Genomic DNA, 18,568 nt, shown 5'->3' with positions numbered 1-18,568 from the left:
CTTCAAAACGGGCAGAAGCTTGCTTTACCCGTCAGTCACAGTGCGTTCGTGATCAGGAAACACGATTCCTTCACAGTGGCTGCATGAGCCGAGACATGCCTGAAGCGACGAACACCCCCCACGGGGGCCCCACGCACCGCCGGTGGAGGGCGGCCGGACCCGCCGCGCGGTGCACGGCCGCCCTCCACGCGTGGTGGGCACGGCGCCACGGCAGCGCACCGCCGGCGCACGATACCGGCGGTGCCCCGCCGCCCTCCGCCGCGGCCGGGGACAGCGAGCTGTGGCGGATGCGGACGACGGTGAAGGACGAGCCGGGCGCGCTGGCGGCGCTGTGCACGGCGCTGGCCGGGCTGCGGGTCGACATCCTGACCCTGCAGACGCACCCGCTGGGCGATTCCACCGTCGACGAGTTCCTGCTGCGGGCACCGGCCGGTACGGACCTCACCACCGCGGTGTCGCTCGCCGGGGGCGCGGACACCTGGGCCGAACGGGCCGACGCCCACGACCTGGTGGACGCCCCCACCCGGGTACTGCGGCTGGCCGCCCGCACCGCCCAGGACGCGGCCGAGCTGCCGCTGGCACTGCGTCAGCTGCTGGGACGGTGCACGATCCGCTCCCGGCCCGCCGCGCCGGCCGGCGGCTCCCCCGAGTCCGTGCCGGCGGAGGGCTCCCTGCAGGACACCGTGATCCGGCTGCGCGCCCCGGAGGGCGGCGTGATCACCGTGGAGCGGCCGTATCTGCCGTTCACGCCCACCGAGTTCGCCCGCGCCCGGGCGCTGGTGGAACTGGACGCCCGCCTCGGCCCGCGGATCCCGCGCGGCCGGGACGTGCTCAGGCTGCCCGAGCGCGACGACGTCTGCGTGCGCCGGGCGGACAGCGGCGACCTGGCCGCCGCGCGGGCGATGCACGAGCGGTGCTCCCCCCAGACCCTGCGGATGCGCTACCACGGACCGGCCGGTGACGCGGACCGCTATCTGAACCACCTGCTCAGCCCCCGCTTCGGCCGCACGCTCGCGGTGCAGACCGCCTCGGGCCGCATCGTCGGCCTCGGTCATCTGCTGTGGGACGGCGACGAGACCGAGGTGGCGCTGATCGTGGAGGACGCCTGGCAGCGCCGGGGCATCGGCGGCGCGCTCCTCGCCCGGCTGGTGTCCATGGCGACCGAGGCGGGCTGCGCCCAGGTGTACGCGGTGACGCAGGCCTCCAACACCGGCATGGTCGCCGCGATGCGCGGGCTGGGGCTGCCGCTCGACTACCAGGTCGAGGAGGGCACCCTGGTCGTCACGGCCCGGCTGGACGCCGCGGCGGCCCGCCGGACGCAGGAGCGGGGAGGGCACGGCGAGCGGATCGGCCGGCCATAGCCCACCGCGGTCGCACACGGCACGGCCCGGCGCGTCCCGCCGGGCCGTTCGCCGTGTGCGCGAGGGCTCAGCCCCGGGACAGCGACTGAGGGCGTGCGCGGGTCCCGGCCCGCTCCCCCAGGGCCGCGTCCAGATCGGCCCACAGGTCCTCGACGTCCTCCAGGCCGACCGAGAGCCGCAGCAGCCGGTCGCTCACCCCGGCGTCCCTGCGGTCCCCGGCGTCGACGACGCGGTGGCTGATGGACGCCGGGTGCTGGATGAGCGAGTCCACGCTTCCGAGGCTGACGGCCGGGGTGACCAGCCGGACACCGGCGATCACCTCGTGCGGGTCCCCGTGCACCTCGAAGGAGACCATCGCCCCGCCGATGCGCGGGTAGTGCACACGGGCCACGCGCGGATCGGCGGCGAGCCGGCCGGCGAGGTCGGCGGCGCTCGCGGACGCGGCCCGCACCCGTACCGGCAGGGTCGACAGGCCCCGCAGCAGCAGATAGCCGGCCAGCGGATGCAGCACACCGCCGGTGGCGAACCGCACCTGGCGCAGCCGTCCGGCGAACTCCTCGTCGCAGGCCACCACGCCCGCCAGCACGTCCCCGTGCCCGCCGAGGTACTTGGTGGCGCTGTGCAGCACCAGCCGTGCCCCGTGCTCGGCCGGGCGCTGGAGGACCGGGGTGGCGAAGGTGCTGTCGACGAGCAGCGGCACGGAGCCGCAGGCATGGGCGACGGCCCGCAGGTCGATCTCGGCGAGGGTGGGGTTGGCCGGGGACTCCACCAGCACCAGACCGGTGTCCGGACGCAGCGCGTCGGCGACCCCGGCCGGGTCGGTCCAGGTCACCTCGGAGCCGAGCAGTCCCGCGGTCAGCAGATGGTCGCTGCACCCGTACAGGGGACGTACGGCGACGACGTGCCGCAGCCCCGTCGAGCCGCGGACCAGCAGGACGGCGCTGAGCGCGGCCATGCCGCTGGCGAACGCGACCGCCGACTCCGTGCCCTCCAGACGGGCCAGGGCGGTCTCGAAACGGGCGACGGTCGGGTTGCCGAGCCGTCCGTAGACCGGCGGGCCGTCCGGTTCGGCGCCGGTGGTGGCGAAGGCGTCGATACGGGCGGCCTCGGCGCGGCTGTCGTGGGAGGGGTAGGTGGTGGACAGGTCGATCGGCGGGGCGTGCAGTCCCCGTCCGGCGAGGTCGTCCCGGCCTGCGTGCACGGCCTCGGTGGCGAGTGCTTTCGTGGTGCGTCGCGTGCCCGTGCCCATGCCCATGTTCATGTCCATGGACGGAAGGGTGAACACAGAACGGGTCGCCGGGCCTGAAGCCCGTGCTACGTTCGGCCGGTGGCCGAATCCGTCGTACTCGATCCGGTGGACCTTCATCTGCTGCGGCTGTTGCAGAACGACGCCCGGACGACGTACCGGGATCTCGCCGCGCAGGTCGGGGTGGCGCCGTCGACCTGTCTGGACCGGGTGACGCGTCTGCGCCGTTGCGGGGTGATCCTCGGGCACCGGCTGGAACTGGATCCGGCCAAGCTGGGGCGAGGGCTCCAGGCGTTGCTGTCGGTGCAGGTCAGACCGCACCGGCGGGAGCTGGTGGGGCCGTTCGTGGAGCGGATCCGGGCGCTGCCGGAGTCGCTGACCGTGTTCCATCTGACCGGCCCCGACGACTATCTGGTGCATGTCGCGGTCGCGGACATGACGGATCTGCAGCGGCTGGTGCTCGACGAGTTCACGGCCCGGCGCGAGGTGGCGCGCGTGGAGACCCGGCTGATCTTCCAGCAGTGGGACTGCGGGCCGGTGCTGCCGCCTTCGCCCTCGGCACAAAGCGGGTGACGCGCGGCGGGACGCGTACCAGGATGGTCCGCATGTCACAGACCAACAGCGCGCTCCCCCGTCAGGTCGCCGACGCCTACGTCGACGAGCTCATCGCCCTCGACCCGGTCACCGGAACGTTCCTCGGAGTGAAGGAGAGCTCCTCCCGTCTGCCCGATCTCTCGCCCGCCGGCCAGGCCGCGCTCGCCGCTCTGCAGCGCACCACGCTGGCGCGGCTCGACGCGGCCGAACGGCTGCCCGGCGCGGACAGCGGCATCGAGCGCCGCTGCGCCCGCCTGCTGCGCGAGCGGCTCACCGCCGAACTGGCCGTGCACGAGGCCGGCGAGGGCCTGCGCTCGGTCGGCAACCTGGGCACGGTCGCGCACTCGGTGCGCGAGGTCTTCACCGTGACGCCCACGGAGACGGACGAGGACTGGGCGGCGATCGCCGAGCGGCTGCGCGCGGTCCCGTCGGCGCTGGCCGGTTACCGGGAGTCCCTCGGACTCGGTCTGGAGCGCAGGCTGTACGCGGCCCCGCGCCCGACGGAGACGTTCGTCGGGCAGCTCACCGAGTGGGCGGACACCGGCGAGGGCCGCGGCTGGTTCGAGGACTTCGCCGCCGCGGGACCGGACGCGCTGCGCGCGGAGCTGGACGAGGGCGCCCGCGCGGCGACCGCGGCCGTCGTGGAGCTGCGGGACTGGATGCGCGACGTGTACGCGCCGGCCGTCGACGGCGCCCCGAACACCGTGGGCCGGGAGCGCTACGCCCGCTGGTCCCGCTACTACAACGGCACCGACCTCGATCTGGACGAGGCGTACGCCTACGGCTGGTCCGAGTACCACCGGCTGCTCGGCGAGATGAAGAAGGAGGCCGAAAAGATCCTCCCCGGCGCCGGGACGCCGTGGGTGGCGCTGGCGCACCTCGACGAGCACGGCCGGCACATCGAGGGCGTCGACGAGGTCCGCGAGTGGCTCCAGGGCGTGATGGACCGGGCGATCGCGTCCCTGGACGGCACCCACTTCGACCTCGCCGAGCGGGTGCGGAAGGTGGAGTCGCGGATCGCCCCGCCGGGCAGCGCGGCGGCGCCGTACTACACGCCCCCGTCGGAGGACTTCTCCCGGCCGGGCCGCACCTGGCTGCCCACGATGGGCCTGACCCGCTTCCCGGTCTACGACCTGGTCTCCACCTGGTACCACGAGGGCGTCCCCGGCCACCACCTCCAGCTCGCGCAGTGGGTGCACGTGGCCGACGACCTGTCCCGCTACCAGGCCTCGGTGGGCATGGTCAGCGCCAACGCCGAGGGCTGGGCGCTGTACGCGGAGCGGCTGATGGACGAGCTCGGGTTCCTCACGGACGCGGAGGAGCGGCTGGGCTATCTGGACGCGCAGATGATGCGGGCGGCCCGGGTCGTCGTCGACATCGGCATGCACCTGGAGCTGACGATCCCGGCGGACTCGCCGTTCCACCCGGGTGAGCGCTGGACGCCGGAGCTGGCCGAGGAGTTCTTCGGCGCGCACAGCAGCCGCCCGGCGGACTTCGTGGAGAGCGAGCTGACCCGCTATCTCACGATCCCGGGCCAGGCCATCGGCTACAAGCTCGGCGAGCGGGCGTGGCTGCTGGGCCGGGAGAACGCCCGCAAGCGGCACGGCGACGCCTTCGACCTCAAGGCCTGGCACATGGCGGCGCTGTCCCAGGGTTCCCTGGGACTGGACGACCTGGTGGACGAACTGTCGGCACTGTGATCCCGGCCGGCGGCGTCAGCGCCGGAAACCGCCCCCGCCGTCGACGACCTGACCGGTGATCCGGTCCGCCTCGTCCGTGGCGGGCCACGCGATGAGGCGGGCGGGGACACCGCACGCCCATGTCCCCGCCGTCCGCGCGGGCTCGGGGAAGCGGCCGCGCCCGGGCCGCGCGGACCGCGTAGCGGCCGGGTGCGGGGGCGAGGCGCGGGTGGCCGGTGCCCGGCCCGGCGTATCCACCGTGCGCCGGGCCCGCTCCCCCACCGGAGCCGGAGGTCCGGCGTCCGCGGCCCCCGGCCCACGGGTGCCGTCGGCGGGTCCGGGCACGGCGCCCGGGCGGTGAGGCGCCGTCATCACGTGCCGCGCTGCCGCAGCTTCGAGCCCGAGCGCCCCTTCTCGACCTCCAGCTGGGCGTGGATCCGCCGCCGCAGATCGGCGACATGGCTCACGATGCCCACGCTGCGGTCGCGTTCCCGCAGGGAGTCCAGCACGTCCAGGACCTCGTCGAGGGTCTGGTCGTCGAGGCTGCCGAAGCCCTCGTCGATGAAGAGGGTGTCCAGCCGTACCCCGCCCGCCTCGTCGGTGACGACGTCCGCGAGCCCCAGGGCGAGGGCCAGCGAGGCGAAGAAGGTCTCGCCGCCCGACAGGGTCGCCGTGTCGCGCTCCCGTCCGGTCCAGGCGTCGACGACGTGCAGCCCGAGGCCGCTGCGGCCGCGGCCGGTGCGGCCGTCGGAGTGGACGAGGGTGTACCGGCCGGAGGACATGCGGTGCAGCCGTACGGTCGCGGCGGCGGCCACCTGCTCCAGCCGCGCGGCGAGGACGTACGACTCCAGGCGCATCCTGCGTTCGTTGTCCGCCGAGGTGCCGGCGGTGAGGCCGGCCATGCGGGCCACGCGGTCGTACTCCTCGCGCAGCGGTCCCAGGTCGCGGACCGAGGCGGCGGTCCGCGCGGAGAGCCGGTCGAGCTCCGCGCAGCGCCGGTCGGCGGCGTCGCGTGCGGAGGCCGCCTCGCGGATCCGGCGGGCCGCGTCCTCGGCCGTCCGCCGAGCGGCGGCGAGGTCCGCGGGCGGCTGCTGCGCGGCGGCCGCGGTCTCCGGTTCGCCGAGCACGGCCCGTACGGCGGCCTCCTCCTGCTGCCAGGTGTCCAGGCGGCGCTGGAGTTCGCGGTGTCCGGCGTCGTCCAGGAGGGCGTCGGCGGCGGCCTGCGGGGTGTCGAAGCCCGCGCGGAAGGCGGCGTCGGCGAGCCTGGCGTCTGCGTCCTTGAGCCGCTGGGCCGCGTGCTCGGCGGCGCGGGCGGCGTCGGCGGCGTCCGTGAGCCGCGCGGCGCTCCGTTCCAGCTGCCCGGCGCGCGCGGCCACGCTGTCCGCGCCGCCCCGCGCCGTGGTCAGTTCCTCCTCCAGCGCGGCGTGCTCCCGGTCCAGCCGCTCGCGGTGGCCCACGCGGGACGCGGCCCGGACGGCGGCCTCGCGCTGGGCGGCGGTGCGCAGCTCGTGTTCGCGCTCCGCGCGGCGCAGCCGCTCCTGCGCCGCGTGCAGCGCGGAGGCGGCCTCCCGGGCCTGCGCGTACTCCTGCTCCAGCTCCTCGAGCGCGGCGGCGAGCCGTGCGGTGGCGGTGTCCCCGGCCTCCGCGCTCGCGGCGGCCAGCGCCTCCCGTACGGCGCCGAGCCGCCGCTCGTCCTCGGTACGGCGGTCGTCCGCCCGCTGGTACTCGGCGAGGGCGCGTTCCTCCGTCTCGCGGTCGACGTGGCCGTCGACCTTGCGGGCGGGGGCGGGGTGTTCGGTGGCGCCGCAGACCGCGCAGGGCGCGCAGTCGGCGAGGCCGGCCGCCAGTTCGGCGGCGATGCCGTTCAGGCGCTGTTCCTTGAGGTCGAGCCAGTGCTGCCGGGCCGCGAGCGCGCGTTCCCGGGCGGCGCGGGCCTGCCCGGCGGCCGCCTCGGTGTCCTCGGCCAGCCGGTCGCGCGTCCGCGCGGCGTCCAGCCGCTGCCGCGCGGGATCGCGCCGCGCGGCGAGTTCACCGGCCCGGGTGGCGGCCTGCTGCGCGGACTCGATGCGGGCCTGGAGACCGGCGCGGGTCTCCTCCCAGTCGGCGAGCCAGGTCTCCGCGTCCTCCCGCGCCTCCTCGTCGGCGCGTTCCTGGCGGTCCAGGCCGGCGCGCTCGTCGAGGAGTTCCGTCAGCCGCCGCTCGGCGCGCCGGGCCGACTCCAGCCCGCCCAGTTCCTCGGCGGCCCGGCGGGCGGCGGCCGCGAGTCCGGCCGCCCCCGCGTCCGCGAGGGACGCCGGGAGCAGGGCACGCGCGCGCAGCTCGGCGCCGGCCGCCCGCCGGTGCTCGGCCTCGGCGGCGTCCCGCAGTTCCAGGGCGGGGGCGACGGTCCCGGCCTTGCGGCCCCGCTCCATGCGCCTGCGCGCCTCCCGGTGGGCGCCGGAGCCTTCCTCGAGCCGCGCCGCCCGCTCCCGCGCCTCGGCGAAACGCCGTTGCAGCCGGTCCCGTTCGCGGGCGTCGTCCAGGGCCCGGTCGGCGGCGGTGAGGGCGGACTCGGCGGTGGCGAGGCGGCAGTGGGCGGCGGTGAGCCGCTCCCGCGCGGTGCTGCGGGCGACGGCGGCCGCGGCGAGCACGGTCTCGGCCAGCCCCGGGTCGCCGGGCGTCAGCCCGGGCAGCTCCATGGTGTCGCCGGCGGCCTGCTGCATCCGGTGGGCGTCGGCCAGCAGGGCGGCGTCGCCGTCCCGTACCCGGGACTCGGCGGCCCGCCGCAGTTCGGCGAGGCGTTTTTCCACCTCGGCGAAGCGGCGGGTGTCGAAGAGGCGGCCCAGCAGCCTGCCCCGGGCCTCGGCGTCGGCGCGCAGGAAGCGCGCGAAGTCGCCCTGGGGCAGCAGGACGACCTGGCAGAACTGCTCCCGGCTCATGCCGAGCAGCTGGGTGATCTCCTCGCCGATCTCCTGGTGCGAGCGGCTGAGGTCCTTCCAGCTTCCCGAGGCCGCGTCGCGTTCCCGCAGCCAGGTCTGGGCCTTGTCCACGGTGGTGCCCGCGCGTCCGCGTTTCTTGGGGCGTTCCCAGGGCGGCTGCCGGGTTATCCCCAGCCGGCGTCCGGCGACGGTGAGTTCGAGGGTGACCTCGGTGCGGACGCCGGGGGCGGCGTGGTCGCTGCGCAGCGTCATGCCCTGCCCGTTCTGCCGGGCGCCGGGGACGGAGCCGTACAGCGCGTAGCAGACGGCGTCCAGCACGGAGGTCTTCCCGGCGCCGGTGGGGCCGTGCAGCAGGAACAGTCCGGCGGCCGACAGGTCGTCGAAGTCGACGCTCTGGGTGCTGCCGAAGGGCCCGAAGGCGGTGACGTCCAGCCGGTGCAGCCTCATCGCGCCGGCTCCCGTACCGCGTCGTCCGCGCGGACCGCGTCGAAGGCGTCCCGCAGGACGGCCCGTTCGTGTGCGTCGGGGCCGGTGCCGCGTACGTGGGTGACGAAGTCCTCGGCGATCTGCCGGTCGTCGCGGCCGGCGAGCCGGCGGGCGTAGGAGACCTCCGGCCCGCCGGCCGCCCGGGCCGGGTCGAAGACGAGGCTGAGGGTGTGCGGGAAGCGCTCGGTGAGCCGGGCCATGGGGTCGGCGGGACGGACCGGGTCGGTGAGCGTCGCCTCGACCCACGCCTCCTCGTGGCGCGTCAGCCCGGGGTCGGCGAGCAGTTCCTCCAGGGTGCCGCGGATCCGGGCCAGCGCGCGCGGCACCGGGCAGTCGACGCGCTCGGCGGTGACCGTCCCGTCGGCGGCCAGGTCGACCAGCCACATGGTCTTGCGGTGGCCGGCCTCGGAGAAGGAGTACGCCAGCGGGGAGCCGGAGTACCGCACGCGTTCGGTGAGGGTCTGGCAGCCGTGCAGGTGCCCGAGCGCCACGTAGTCGACGCCGTCGAAGACCCCGGCGGGCACGGCGGCCACGCCGCCGACGGTGATGTCCCGTTCGCTGTCGCTGGGTTCGCCGCCGGTGACGAAGGCGTGCGCGAGGACGACGGACCGGGTGCCGGGCGAACGGGTGGCGAGGTCGGCGCGGACCCGGTCCATGGCGGCGGTCAGCACCGCCTCGTGCCCGGCCTTCTCCACCGCGAACTCGTCCCGCACCAAAGCGGGTTCGAGGTACGGCAGCCCGTAGAAGGCGACGTCCCCGTGGCCGTCGGGAAGCACCACGGGCGTGCCGCACGCGGACGGCTCGGTCCGCAGATGGATGCCCGCGCGCCCCATGAGCCCCGCGCCGACTCCGAGCCGGCGGGCCGAGTCGTGGTTCCCGGAGATCATGACCGTCGGCACGCCGAGGCCGGCGAGGCGGTGCAGGGCGTCGTCGAACAGCTCGACCGCGGCGAGCGGCGGCACGGCGCGGTCGTACACGTCTCCCGACACGACCACCGCGTCCACGTCGCGCTCCCGCACGGTGGTGACGAGGTGGCCGATGAACTCGGCCTGGGCACCGAGCATGCCGGCCCGGTGGAAGGACCGGCCGAGGTGCCAGTCGGAGGTGTGCAGAATTCTCAAGACGCCGCTCCGACCTGCATGTTTTCCCCTACCCCGCCCCTGTGGTCAGTCCCGGCCACGCTAGCGCCCGTCAGCACCTGATCCATCACGGACCTCAGTCTGCCACCGCGTCCGGGGCCAGGAGGACAGGGCCACAGGATCCCCGGCCGTTGCGGGACAGCCCTCAGGAGGGCGGTCGGGCACGGCGGATCCGGGCCGGCATCGGCGAACGCCTTCTCGCCGGAGTCCGGCAACGGCGATGCGCATGGAGTTTCCGGTCAAGTGAGGCAGCTCGTTCCCTCACACACCGCGACCGAGGTGAAAGGGGTGTGAACCGGAGCGCGCGACGGCCGATACGGGCAAGGTCATGCGGAATCCCCCACGGGCGGGATCGGCGAGTGGTCGACGTCACCCCTGGTCACCGGTGCATCGATGCCGTTCAGGCCAAATTCTTACCGGGAGGCGGAAGCGGGCACGATGGGGCACCGAACGGGCAAGAGGGCGCGTCGGCTCCCCTGGGACACCCGTCCGAAGTGGCGTGATGGTGGCGGACGATGACCGGAATTCATCGGCATTCCGGCGCATTCGATCGCGGAGGGTGATCAGCGCCGGAGGAGGCCGATAGTTCCCGGGTGTCGAGAATCGCGAGCGTCCGAAAACTTTATCTCTCAAGAGCGCGCATGCTCACTGTATTTTCATTAGCGTTTACGACAGTTTGCCGCCGCCGCGATCTTTTGGAGTCATGCTGTCATGGCACCACTCGACCTGCATGAACAGGAATGGCAACTAAACGACCTCGCAAAGGAGTTCGAAGTTCTCCGGGCCCGCGTAGGCGACCTTTCCTACACTCCCGGGGTCGACGCACTCCGGCAAATCGGCCCGCTCCTGCACCAGGCGCAGGACCTGACCGCCGTCGTTCTCGTGCGTTTGAACGCGCTCCACAACAGTTCACACGCCGGTGTCATCGACGGCCGCTCCAGCCTGAAGTGCCTGTCCTCGGTCGTCGTCGCCGCGTCCCTCGTGAGCAACGCCCTCGCCCGCACGCTGCACGCCAACCCCGACGAGAGCATGCCTTTTCCCGGTCGCCGGGTGGAGGACGCCCCGGCGCGCATCGCTCGCCAGGCCAAGGCCATACGGCTCATGAACGGCCACCTCGACGAGGCTGCCCGCCAGCTGGAACTGTGCGCGAGAGGGTGCCGGTTCGCCGCGACCCATGTCGCACGGAACCGGACAGCGGCGCAAGCCCGGCGGCCGGAATTCGCCTAGCCGAAGAGCGGTCCGCACCCACCCGTGCCGGGCAGGACGCGCTCATCGCCCCGACGGTTTCGCCGGGGCGCCCCCTCTCCGTGTTCCCGATGTTCGCGGGGCCGGCGACCGAATGCCGTCCCGGCTCGGTGCCGCCCGCGAAAAGGAGGGCGCCGGCAGCACCTGCCCTGCCCGAGGTGCTGCCGGCAGTACGAAAGGTGAGCGCGGGGCACGGACCTCATTCACCAGTCTCACCGACACGCATTTCACTCTTCGTTTGTCCGGACGGCATGCATCCACTGCATACCGAGACATAGAGGGAAAAATGCCCAGTTCGTTCGGCGCCGGGAATCTTGCGACACCGAGGAATATCGCTTATGACTCACTCGCACCGTTCGGACCGCGGGTGCCGGTCGCGGTCCATGCCCGAGATCCCATCTCTCGGGAAGGAGTGCTCAGCGCATTGAGGGACGACTCACGCATCGAGTTGTGCGACAAAGTGAGACCGGGTGGTGTGGTCCTGCACGTCGACCACACACTCGGCCGGACCACCCTGACTCAGCTGCGCCGGGCAGTGGGCGAAGACCGGGCGCAGGCGGTTCTCGTCGTGGAGATGCTGCAGGACGAGGATCTGTACGAGATCGTGAGTCACGGAATCAGTGCCGTGGTATGGCGCCACGAGGCCACACCGAGTCGTCTGACGCAGGCCGTGCTGGCCGCCGCGCGCGGTGACGGGGACCTCCCGGCCGACCTGCTCGGCCGGTTGATCCGCCGGATGGGAACGAAGCCGCCCCATACGGCCGTCGGCAACTCCGGTTATTCATCAGCCCAAGCGCTGACACCCCGTGAAGTGGATGTGATGCGGCTGGTCGCCGAAGGGTTCGGCACGGTCGACATCGCAGCGAAACTGGGTTACTCCGAACGCACGATAAAGGACATCATGCACAAGCTGACCACACGTCTGAATTTGCGCAACCGAGCGCATGCTGTGGCCTACGCACTGCGGGAGGGCTACATCTAGTCCTCCGGGCCGGGGATTCCGTTGACCTGAGGTGGGCACCTTGCGCCGACCCGGAACCCCCTTCCCGCGGGCCGATGCCCCGACAGGCGGTGAGCCTGTCGGGGCATCGGCTTCGGTGCGACGGCGGACGCCGCAGAGCGGGAACGGGCACCTGGTGCCGAGACGGCGTCAGGGCCGCAGAATCGGTTTGATGCAACGACGGGCGTCCATGTCCTCGAACGCCCTCGGCGCGTCGGTCAGGGCGTGTTCCGCGTCGAAGACGCCGCCCGGCTGCAAGGTGCCCTGGAGCACGTCATCGAGCAACTCGGGCATCGTGGCCCGCACGTTGGCCCCACCGCCGCTGAGGGAGAGGTTCTTGGCGAACAGCTCCCACAACGGCAGTGTCACGTCCCAGGGCAGACCCACGTAGCCGACCTGGCCACCGGGTCGCGCGCAGCCGATCGCCTGCCGCACCGCCTGGAGCGTCCCGACCGCCTCGATCACGTGTCCGCTGCCGCCGCCGAGCAGGTCGATCACCTCCGCCGTTCCCTCCTCGCCCCGGGCGGTGACCACATCGGTGGCCCCGTGCGCGCGGGCGAGCTGCTGACGCCGCGGGTGGCGCGACATGATGACGATCCGTTCCGCCTTCAGCCTCCGGCAAGCCAGCACGGCGCACTGGCCGACGGCACCGTCTCCGACGATCACCACCGTGGCCCCCGGCCCGACGCCGGCGTGCAGGGCGGCCTCGTGCCCGGTGGACATCACGTCGGTCAGGGCCAGAAGCGACGGGACCAGTTCCTCGGGCTGCGTCCCCGGGACGGTCAGCAGCGTCGTGTCGGCCAGGGGTACCCGGACGAACTCGGCCTGGCCTCCGTCCAGTACGGACCCGTCCGGCCCGAACTCACCGAACAGCCTGCCCTTCTCGCAGGCCATCGGCACACCTCGGCGGCAGTGGGGGCAGTCGCCGTCCGAGGTGCTGAACGGAGCGAGGACGAAGTCCCCCGGGCGGATCGTGGTCACCCCCACGCCCACATCCTCGACGACACCGACGAACTCGTGACCGCTGCGGACGGGCCGCGGCAGTGGCGACAGACCCCGCAGTACGGACAGGTCCGAACCACAGACACCGGCCGCCACCACGCGCACCAGCGCGTCGGTGGGCTCCTCGATGCGTGGCTCGGGCACCTCCTGGACGCGTACGTCGCCGGGAGCGTGGATGACAACAGCCAGCACAGCGTGCCTCCCTTCAGATTCCGGCCAGCGCGGTGCTGCGCATGAGGAACTCCGCCAGGAACCCGTCGTGCGGCATTCCGGGAGGCAGCCACCAGGTCGGCCGGTCCAGACCGTAGACGTTGCGGATGGACGGCTCGGCCACCAACGCGTCCACCAGCTCCGGGTCCTTCGTGGAGACTCCGACGACGAGCGAGCCGCGCAGCGGCACGGCGCCCCGGTCCCTGGACCAGGGGGCCACCCACACGCAGGGGAACGGCAGCTCCAGGCCCAGTTGCCCGGCCATGGGGTCGTCCAGCAGGTGCACCGCCGGCTGCAGTGCGGCACTGCCGTCACCCAGGTCGTGCGCCACGACGTCGCCCAGCACGGTCTCACAGCCCGCCGCGCCGTGCCGCAGGGCGTCCTCGACCGCACGGGCCTCGGCCAGGGGCAGGCACGGGAGCTGGGCGTCCTCCTGCTCCGGTGGCCGCGCCCGCAGGGCTGAGAGCCGGTCCGCCAAAGCCTCGGCGAAGCCCCGGACGTCCTGTTCGACCAGCACCGCGGTGGCGTTCAGACAGGACACCCCGCCCAGCCCTGCCACCGAGTCGACGACGGCGTCCAGGTGCGGCTCCCACGGCCCCGTGAGGAGAATCTTGACCCGTCCGGGCCCCTGCGGCAGGACCGGCGTCCGGACCCATCCGCCGGTGTACCGGTTCACCGTCTCGTCCCCGCCGAAGACCATGGCGAGGTCGCTGCCGTGGATCAGGGCGTCGGCGACGCCGTGGTCGCACGGCAGCAGGAGCACGTCCTCGTCGGCGAAGCCGGCCGAACGCAGTGCCAGGATGAGCCGGTAGGGGGTGAACGGGTCGCGGCGCGAGGGCCGCACCGCGACGCGATACCCCAGGGCCAATGCCTCCAGCCACAGTGAGTGGACGGCTGGATGGTTCCCCGAGGCGTTGACACCGAACAGCCGTCCGCGACGGCGCCAGAGGACCGCGCCATTGTTCGGTGCATGCCGGCGGCCTCGCGGCAGCGCCGCCCGCGGGCGGGCCCGTTCAGCGGTGTCGACCGCGTCGGCCAGCGCCTCCGCGATGGTCGTCGTCGCGGTGCGGACCACCGACACGGGCACGCCCGTCGCCCGCGCCACGCGCCGGTGATGCTCCTGCGGTGTCAGCCCGCCGAGTGTGTCCGAGGCGAAAGCCGAGGCGGCCGAGCGGAGCCGGCCGACGAGCCGGGTCCGGGACTGGTCCGCCGAGGAGGCCTGAGACCTGCGTAGCCGGTCCAGCGTCCTGGTGACGTACAGTCCGGGGACTTGCGCCAGTTCCACCAGAGGTGCCCCCGTGACGTCCCGGACCGTCTCGCGCCTGGTGGTGCGGTAGGTGCCCTCGGGGACCAGGGCGTCGATGACCGCCGGCTGGACGGCCCCGGCGCTCGGCCGGGAGGCGGCGACCGTCGTCGGTGCCGTCGTCATCAGTAGGCCCCCACGATGACGGGGACCCCGGTGAAGGTCTCCAGCGGGCGCACGTCGGCGACGGAGTGGCCCGTCGCACCGGGTGGTTCGGCCACCCGCCGTGCCACGTCGCGTTCACGGTTGTTGGGCAGCAGGGCCGACTTGCTGAGGTGGTGCATGACGACCTGGCCCCTCTCCCCGACGGCGACCGGCTTGCCGCTGTCGGGGTCGACCACCGTGTACGTGACGTGGCGCGAGGGCGAGTCGAACACGGAGTCGCCGTCCTCGGTGGCCGGCCGCTCGAAGGCGGCGCCCAGCGCCATCGTGCTGCCGTAGAGCCCGTACACCGGTATGCCGGGGAAGACATCGTTCCGCAGCAGGTCCCGAGTGTCCGGATCCATGCTGGTCCCGCACCAGGTGATCACGCGGACCTGGCCGCGTACCACGTCGACCAGCCGTTCGTCCCGGGCCAGCCTCTCCAGCAAGGGCGGGGGCGCCTGTATCGCCCCGATCCGCTGGGTGTCGAGCACGTGGGCCGCCTGGGTGAGTACGTGGTCGAGGTACCTCTCGGCGTCCTCGCCGCGCCCCTCCCGCAGACACCGGCGCACCCAACGGGGGTCGAAGTCGACGGCGAAACGCACACCGTTCCTGCGGCGAGCATGCTGACCGGTGAGTTCGGCGTAGTCGTGCGGCCCGCTGGGGCCCAGCGACAGCCAGTTCACCCCCCGCGGATAGCCTCGCTCGTCCATGGCGCGCATGGCGCCGGCCATTTCTCGTTCCATCCAGTCGGCGAGGTAGAGCACCCGCTTGGGCGCACCGGTGGTGCCACCGCTCTCGAACACCCCGATCACCTCGGCGGTTCCGCCGTAGCCCCGGGGCAGCAGGCTTTCGACCGGCGCGTGCCGCAGGTCGTCGACGAACTGCGGGAACATGTGCAGGTCGTCCGTCGTGCGGACGTCCGAGCGCGGGTCGAAGTCCAGCTGATCCAGCCTGTCGAGCCAGAACGGCGTGCCGGTTTCCGGGGAGAAGTGCCACTGCATCGCTGCCTGGACCAACTCGTCCTGGTCGACTTCCGCATCGAGGGGAGCGTCCAGGACCGCCAGCGCCTCCGCCGTCTTCATGCTGCCTCCTGTCTGCCGCGTGGGATCGTGCTGCCGGGTGCGGACCACGTCACCGCAGGGTGATCCCCGCGGAGGTGACGGCGTGCAGGAACTCACCGCGTGCGACCGCGTCGGCCACGACCTCCAGGTCGTCGGCCATGTACCGGTCGTGGTCGAGGGTCGGAACCATCGAGCGCACCGTGTCGTAGGTGACCCGACCCGCGGTGCTGAGCTGTCCGTAGCAGTCGTTCAGGTCCACGGCCTGGGCCGCCGCCAGGAACTCCAACGCGAGGATCTTGGTGTTGTTGGCGAGCACGCGGCGTGCGTTGCGCGCGGAGATCAGACCCATGCTGACGATGTCCTGGTTGTCGCCGTTGGAGGGGACGCTCTGGGTGCTGGCCGGGCCGATCGTCCGGTTCTCCGCGACCAGGGCGGTGGCCGGATACTGCGCTCCGGCGAAGCCGCTGTTGAGGCCCGGCTCCCCGGCGACGAGGAACTCCGGGAGCCCGTAGCTGAGGTGCCGGTTGAGCATACGGTTGCTCTGGCGCTCGGAAAGCACGCCGAGCTGCGTGAGGGCGATCGTGGTGAAGTCCATGACGAAGGCGACGGGCTGGCCGTGGTAATTGCCGCCGTGGAAGACCTCCTTGCCCGGGAAGAACAGCGGGTTGTCGGTCGCGGAATTGAGTTCGGTGCTCAGTGTGTTCGCCGCGTGCCGCAGGGTGTCACGCACGGCGCCGAGGACCTGGGGGATGGCCCGCAAGGTGTAGGCCTTCTGGAGGTAGACGTCGGTGCGGGTCACGTCCTCGCCCAACCGCTTCCTCTCCACCTCTTCGCGGATCTCGGAGTGGGAAGCGGCCCGCCGGCTGTCGGAGAGCAACGTGCGCAGGTTGGCCGCCGAGTCGATCTGGCCCCGGTGCGGGCGGGCCAGTTCGTGGCCTTCGGGGAGGAAGGGGCTCGTGGAGCAGCGCAGGGCCTCCAGCAGCAGGGCGGAGACGATCTCCGCCTGGTGGAGCTGGTCGAGGGCGCGGCCGACCACCAGCGACCCCAGGCCCGTCATCCCGGACGTGCCGTTGATCAGCGCGAGTCCTTCCTTGAACCGCATCTCCAGCGGCTGGATGCCCCGTTCGCGCAGCACCTCGCCGGTCGGGACGCGCCGGCCGTCGCGCAGTACGTACCCCTCGCCGATCACCGTGATGGCGATGTGGGACAAGGTCGCCAGGTCACCGCTGGCGCCGAGGGAACCGATCTCGGGGATCGCGGGAATGATGCCCTCGTTCAGATAGAGCGCCAGGCGCTCCAGCACCTCGGGCCGCACGGCGGAGTACCCGCGTGAAAGGGCGTTGAGCCGGGCGGTCAGGATGGCGCGGGCCTCGTCCTCGGCGAACAGCGGGCCGACGCCCGCGCTGTGGCTGCGGATGAGGTTCGTCTGGAGCTCCACCTCCTTGGAGGGCTCCACCTGCATGTAGATCATCTCGCCGTAGCCGGTGGTCACCCCGTACACGGAGGCGCCCTGGTGGATGATGTCCTCGAACTGCTTGCGGCTGGCCGCCGCCTTGTTCAGCACCTCGGGGCTCACGGCGCACGGTACGTGCTGCTCCGCGACGCGCCGCACCTCGTCGATGCCGAGGGTCTCCCCGTCGATCGTGACGACGGCTGCGGTGGTGTCGATGGTCATGGCGTACGTCTCCTCGTGTCGGTCGACCGGTTGGCTGACTGCGTCTCGCCTGCCGACTCGGCCGGCTGCGGGCGCGACGGGCGGCACCAGCCGGAAGACCCGGCCGGCAGGTATCGGTGCCGCCATTCCATTCGACCAGTGGGACATCGTTTTCGGTACGGACGCAGGGGCGTTTCGGAATGTACTTTGGGGCACACCGATACGAATGAATGGACGTTCCCGGCCAACTTCAGGGCTTATTCGACTGCCTCGAAGGACACGTGGGATTGTCTCCTTTTCCTTCGGCCCACCCGCCCCTACCTGCCCGAACGCCCTCCAGCCTCATTCCGGCGGGCGTCCTTTCGGTATGAGAGGGCGGACTTCGCGCTGTTGTCCCGGAACCGACGGCGGGCAACAATGCATCCGGAGTATCTCCCGGCAGGTTCTGCGCCGGAGCCGCTCCGGAATCGACGTCGCATGCGACAGCCGGCGCCGCAGGAAATCCAGTTCCCCCTCCCCGGCCTTTCCCCGGGGCTCGTGACCTTGCGAAAAGGAGGATCCAGAACAATGAAGCCGAAGGTCAACGACCGGTTCGACAAGGACGCACCTATCGACGAGGTGATGCAAAGCCTCGACGAGAACGGCTATGCCGTCGTCGAGAACGTGCTTTCGCATGAGACGGTGGACGCCCTGCTGAGCGAGATGGAGCCCTGGATCGAGGCCACACCGTTCGGGCCGGACGCGTTCGCGGGCCAGCGGACCAAGCGGACGGGTAGTCTCGTCGCCCGCTCGGCCACCGCCCGGGACCTGATCGTGCACCCTCTGTGCAAGGCGGTGGCACGCCAGGTACTCAAGTCCTCCACCGAGTTCCAGCTCTCGCAGACCCAGCTCATCAGCGCCTACCCGGGCTCGGTCTCGCAGAAGCTCCACAAGGACGAACTCGTCTGGGACTTCTTCCCCTTCGCGGTGGACCACCACGTGATGTGCCAGTTCTTCTGGGCGCTCACCGACTTCACCGAGGAGAACGGGGCCACCCGCGTGGCCCCCGGCAGTGATGCGATCGACCCCGACGACCTGAGGGAGGAGGACACCATCCCCGTCGAGATGAGCAAGGGCTCGGTGTTCATCTTCAACGGGAAGGTGGTGCACGGAGGCGGCACCAACCGCTCGGACCGGGTGCGTCAGGGTCTGATCCTCAGTTACTGCGCGGGCTGGGTCCGTCAGGAAGAGAACCAGTACCTCGTCGCCCCTCCGGAACTGGCCCGCACGTTCTCCGAGGACGTCCTCAAGATGATCGGCTACCAGCAGGGCTGCTTCGCCATGGGCTACGCCGGGGACATCGAGGAGCCGATGGACGTTCTCTTCGGCCGTAAGGCGGCAACCCCGATCGTGCCCTCGGAAGCGACGCGCGCCGCTGCCAACAAGAGGGCGCAGCAATGGAGCCTGGACGTGGCCGAGCGCACCGTCTGAGACCGCCCGCCCCACCCGGGCCAGCCGGCGGTCGGCCCGCCGACGGTGGGCGGCTC

At 72.4% G+C, this 18,568-nt stretch carries 13 protein-coding genes; 6 read left to right on the top strand and 7 right to left on the bottom strand.

Annotated elements, in window-relative coordinates; all coding sequences use genetic code 11:
* Positions 1–83 precede the first annotated feature (83 nt).
* The gene (locus ACF07S_RS09680; protein WP_391964254.1) at positions 84–1,361 is read left to right on the top strand and encodes a GNAT family N-acetyltransferase; all 1,278 of its coding nucleotides are present in this window, start codon (positions 84–86) and stop codon (positions 1,359–1,361) included.
* Between the two features lie 67 nt (positions 1,362–1,428).
* On the opposite strand, the gene ACF07S_RS09675 is transcribed toward ACF07S_RS09680, so the two are convergent.
* On the bottom strand, positions 1,429–2,628 hold the full coding sequence (locus tag ACF07S_RS09675; RefSeq protein ID WP_391973850.1) for a trans-sulfuration enzyme family protein: 1,200 nt from the start codon (positions 2,626–2,628) through the stop codon (positions 1,429–1,431).
* Between the two features lie 60 nt (positions 2,629–2,688).
* Between ACF07S_RS09675 and ACF07S_RS09670 the strand changes: the two genes are divergently transcribed.
* Positions 2,689–3,180, top strand: a complete 492-nt coding sequence (locus tag ACF07S_RS09670) for an Lrp/AsnC family transcriptional regulator (RefSeq protein WP_391964256.1) — start codon at positions 2,689–2,691, stop codon at positions 3,178–3,180.
* A gap of 32 nt (positions 3,181–3,212) precedes the next feature.
* Entirely contained in the window at positions 3,213–4,901 is a 1,689-nt protein-coding gene (locus ACF07S_RS09665) for a DUF885 domain-containing protein (RefSeq protein ID WP_391964257.1), read from the top strand.
* Between the two features lie 350 nt (positions 4,902–5,251).
* Here ACF07S_RS09665 and ACF07S_RS09660 read toward each other — a convergent pair whose 3' ends face one another.
* Both ACF07S_RS09660 and ACF07S_RS09655 read right to left on the bottom strand, forming a co-directional pair.
* Positions 5,252–8,245, bottom strand: a complete 2,994-nt coding sequence (locus ACF07S_RS09660) for an AAA family ATPase (protein ID WP_391973849.1) — start codon at positions 8,243–8,245, stop codon at positions 5,252–5,254.
* Complete coding sequence (locus tag ACF07S_RS09655; RefSeq protein WP_391964259.1) at positions 8,242–9,405, bottom strand: exonuclease SbcCD subunit D; 1,164 nt, start codon at positions 9,403–9,405, stop codon at positions 8,242–8,244. The genes ACF07S_RS09660 and ACF07S_RS09655 overlap by 4 nt, the downstream gene beginning before the upstream one ends.
* Positions 9,406–10,134: 729 nt before the next feature.
* Here ACF07S_RS09655 and ACF07S_RS09650 point away from each other — a divergent pair.
* Both ACF07S_RS09650 and ACF07S_RS09645 read left to right on the top strand, forming a co-directional pair.
* A complete protein-coding gene (locus ACF07S_RS09650; RefSeq protein ID WP_391964260.1) occupies positions 10,135–10,650 on the top strand; it encodes a hypothetical protein in 516 nt (171 codons plus the stop codon).
* 304 nt (positions 10,651–10,954) lie between these two features.
* The gene (locus tag ACF07S_RS09645; RefSeq protein WP_391964261.1) at positions 10,955–11,650 is read left to right on the top strand and encodes a response regulator transcription factor; all 696 of its coding nucleotides are present in this window, start codon (positions 10,955–10,957) and stop codon (positions 11,648–11,650) included.
* 168 nt (positions 11,651–11,818) lie between these two features.
* Here ACF07S_RS09645 and ACF07S_RS09640 read toward each other — a convergent pair whose 3' ends face one another.
* The 4 genes from ACF07S_RS09640 to cmdF are packed head-to-tail and all read right to left on the bottom strand — an operon-like array spanning position 11,819 to position 17,063.
* On the bottom strand, positions 11,819–12,862 hold the full coding sequence (locus ACF07S_RS09640; protein WP_391964262.1) for an alcohol dehydrogenase catalytic domain-containing protein: 1,044 nt from the start codon (positions 12,860–12,862) through the stop codon (positions 11,819–11,821).
* A 13-nt stretch (positions 12,863–12,875) separates the two neighbouring features.
* On the bottom strand, positions 12,876–14,309 hold the full coding sequence (locus ACF07S_RS09635) for an aldehyde dehydrogenase family protein (protein ID WP_391973848.1): 1,434 nt from the start codon (positions 14,307–14,309) through the stop codon (positions 12,876–12,878).
* Positions 14,309–15,409, bottom strand: coding sequence for an AMP-binding protein (locus tag ACF07S_RS09630; protein ID WP_391964264.1), 1,101 nt, complete (start codon positions 15,407–15,409; stop codon positions 14,309–14,311). Before ACF07S_RS09630 ends, ACF07S_RS09635 begins: the two co-directional genes overlap by 1 nt.
* Before the next feature lie 49 nt (positions 15,410–15,458).
* Positions 15,459–17,063 (bottom strand): tyrosine 2,3-aminomutase, encoded by a 1,605-nt coding sequence (gene cmdF, locus ACF07S_RS09625; protein ID WP_391973847.1) that lies wholly within the window; start codon positions 17,061–17,063, stop codon positions 15,459–15,461.
* Positions 17,064–17,609: 546 nt separating this feature from the next.
* Between cmdF and ACF07S_RS09620 the strand changes: the two genes are divergently transcribed.
* Positions 17,610–18,512 carry a phytanoyl-CoA dioxygenase family protein gene (locus tag ACF07S_RS09620; RefSeq protein ID WP_391964266.1) on the top strand — a complete coding sequence of 301 codons (903 nt, stop codon included), beginning with the start codon at positions 17,610–17,612 and terminating at the stop codon, positions 18,510–18,512.
* Positions 18,513–18,568: the final 56 nt, after the last annotated feature.

The sequence above is a fragment of the Streptomyces sp. NPDC016640 genome, assembly GCF_043076215.1.
Taxonomy (GTDB): domain Bacteria; phylum Actinomycetota; class Actinomycetes; order Streptomycetales; family Streptomycetaceae; genus Streptomyces.
The sequence above is the reverse complement of the archived record's forward strand: the minus strand, read 5'-3'. Positions and strand labels throughout refer to the sequence as shown.

What these genes read in the sequence shown, in the direction of transcription:
- ACF07S_RS09680 (WP_391964254.1), top strand. Translation starts at nt 84, where the DNA reads ATGAGCCGAGACATGCCTGAAGCGACGAACACCCCCCACGGGGGCCCC.
- ACF07S_RS09675 (WP_391973850.1), bottom strand. Translation starts at nt 2,628, where the DNA reads ATGGACATGAACATGGGCATGGGCACGGGCACGCGACGCACCACGAAA.
- ACF07S_RS09665 (WP_391964257.1), top strand. Translation starts at nt 3,213, where the DNA reads ATGTCACAGACCAACAGCGCGCTCCCCCGTCAGGTCGCCGACGCCTAC.
- ACF07S_RS09660 (WP_391973849.1), bottom strand. Translation starts at nt 8,245, where the DNA reads ATGAGGCTGCACCGGCTGGACGTCACCGCCTTCGGGCCCTTCGGCAGC.
- ACF07S_RS09650 (WP_391964260.1), top strand. Translation starts at nt 10,135, where the DNA reads ATGGCACCACTCGACCTGCATGAACAGGAATGGCAACTAAACGACCTC.
- ACF07S_RS09645 (WP_391964261.1), top strand. Translation starts at nt 10,955, where the DNA reads ATGCCCAGTTCGTTCGGCGCCGGGAATCTTGCGACACCGAGGAATATC.
- ACF07S_RS09635 (WP_391973848.1), bottom strand. Translation starts at nt 14,309, where the DNA reads ATGACGACGGCACCGACGACGGTCGCCGCCTCCCGGCCGAGCGCCGGG.
- ACF07S_RS09630 (WP_391964264.1), bottom strand. Translation starts at nt 15,409, where the DNA reads ATGAAGACGGCGGAGGCGCTGGCGGTCCTGGACGCTCCCCTCGATGCG.
- cmdF (WP_391973847.1), bottom strand. Translation starts at nt 17,063, where the DNA reads ATGACCATCGACACCACCGCAGCCGTCGTCACGATCGACGGGGAGACC.
- ACF07S_RS09620 (WP_391964266.1), top strand. Translation starts at nt 17,610, where the DNA reads ATGAAGCCGAAGGTCAACGACCGGTTCGACAAGGACGCACCTATCGAC.